We start from the raw sequence: 1,786 nt of genomic DNA on the forward strand, positions 1-1,786 counted from the left end.
TGGCCCGGGCGCTGGCCGCCGAGGGCACGGCCGACGCGGACCGGTTGGCGATCCGCGGCGGCAGCGCCGGCGGGTGGACCGCCGCGGCGGCGCTGGCCTCGGACAACGTGTTCGCCTGCGGGGTGATCCAGTACCCGATCGTGGACCTGGTCGGGTGGCGGACCGGCGAGACGCACGACTTCGAGTCGCGGTACCTGGAGAGCCTGGTGGGGCCCTGGCCCGAGGAGCGGGAGCGCTACATCGAGCGGTCCCCGGTCAACCGGGCCGACGCCGTCACCGCGCCGTTCGTGCTGATGCAGGGAGACGAGGACGAGATCTGCCCGCCGGTGCAGGCGCGGCGGCTGCTGGAGCGGGTGCGCGGGCGCGGGGTGCCCCACGCCTACCTGGAGTTCGCCGGGGAGCAGCACGGCTTCCGCAAGGCCGAGACCATCCGTGTCGCGCTGGAGGCGGAGCTGGCGCTGTACGCGCAGGTGTTCGGGTTCGACGCCGACGTCCCGGCGCTGGACCTGCGGCCGTGAGCGCGCGGCGGCCCCCGCGGCTGCACGCGGGCGAAAAGGTGGCGGTGGTCGCGCCGTGCAGCCCCGCCCCGGAGGAGGAGCTGGCGGCGGCGCTCCCGGTGATCGAGGCCTGGGGCGTCCGGGCGGAGGTGCGCCCGCACGTCCGCGACCGGCACCCGGAGCTGCCCTACCTGGCCGGAACCGACGCCGACCGGGCGAGGGACCTGCAGGAGGCGCTGCTGGCGCCCGGTGTCGCGGCGGTGCTGTGCCTGAGGGGCGGCGACGGGGCGCACCGCATGCTGGACCTGCTCGATTACGGGGCGCTGCGCGGGGCGCCGCCCAAGGCGTTCATCGGATTCAGCGACGTGACCGCGCTGCACGAGGCGTTCGCGGTGGAGCTGGACCGGGTCACGGTGCACGGCCCGGTGGGGGCGTACTTCGGCCGTGACCCCGAAGCGGTGGAGGACCTGCGCGCGACCCTGTTCGAGCCGGAGTCGCGGATGCGGATCGCTCCTCAAGGGGTGCGCACCCTCGTGGGCGGGAGGGCCCACGGGCGGTTGATGGGGGGCAACCTCAGCGTCCTGGCCGACAGCATCGCCACGCCGCATTTCCGCCGTTCGGCGGAGGGGGGACTCCTGCTGCTGGAGGACGTCGACGAGGACGCCTCCCGGATGGACCGGATGGTCACCCAACTGCTGCGGAGCGGCTGGCTGGACGGGGTCGCCGGCGTCCTTCTGGGGTCGTGGGGCAAGTGCACGCCCGATGAGGAGACGATCCGGCTGATGATGCGGGACAGGTTGGCCCCCTTGGGCGTCCCGGTCGCGGAAGGGTTCGGCTTCGGACACATCCCCGCCCAGACGACGGTCCCCCTCGGAGCCACCGCGACCCTGGACGCGGACGAGGGAACCCTGACCCTCGACGAGCCCGCCCTCCTCTAGGAGCGGGCAGGCTCTAGGGGAGGGACCTCCTCCCTCAGGCGGACCGGGGGTGCCCGCGGTCCGGACGGCGTGCGGTTCGCGGTTCGTGCGGCGTGCGGTTCGTGCGGGGTGCGGTTCGTGCCGCCCGACGGCGACGGCCCGGCAGGTGCCCCACTCACGGGCCCCGGCCAATTCCCGGCGGTACCGGCGGTACGGGCGATGAGCGGCGACGACGGCCGGCAGGTACGCCGCTCCGGCCTGCTTGTCGAGCGGCGGGGCCCTTCGGTGCAGGGAGGGAGACGGCAACGACAAGGCGCGGCGGTTCCCCGGCCCTGCTTGACGGGGGGCGGGCCCTGCGGGGGCCAGTGGAGG

General features: G+C 75.0%; 2 protein-coding genes. Both read left to right on the forward strand.

The window, feature by feature from the left end; genetic code table 11:
- Positions 1-518 (forward strand): prolyl oligopeptidase family serine peptidase (locus D450_RS31130; RefSeq protein WP_039820883.1); only part of this gene is annotated, 518 nt, incomplete at its 5' end.
- Positions 515-1,435: a S66 peptidase family protein gene (locus D450_RS0123860; RefSeq protein WP_017541146.1), complete on the forward strand. Its 921-nt coding sequence runs from the start codon at positions 515-517 to the stop codon at positions 1,433-1,435. The genes D450_RS31130 and D450_RS0123860, both read left to right, overlap by 4 nt.
- The last annotated feature ends 351 nt before the right edge of the window (positions 1,436-1,786 follow it).

This window comes from Nocardiopsis halophila DSM 44494, from assembly GCF_000341245.1.
GTDB lineage: Bacteria > Actinomycetota > Actinomycetes > Streptosporangiales > Streptosporangiaceae > Nocardiopsis_A > Nocardiopsis_A halophila.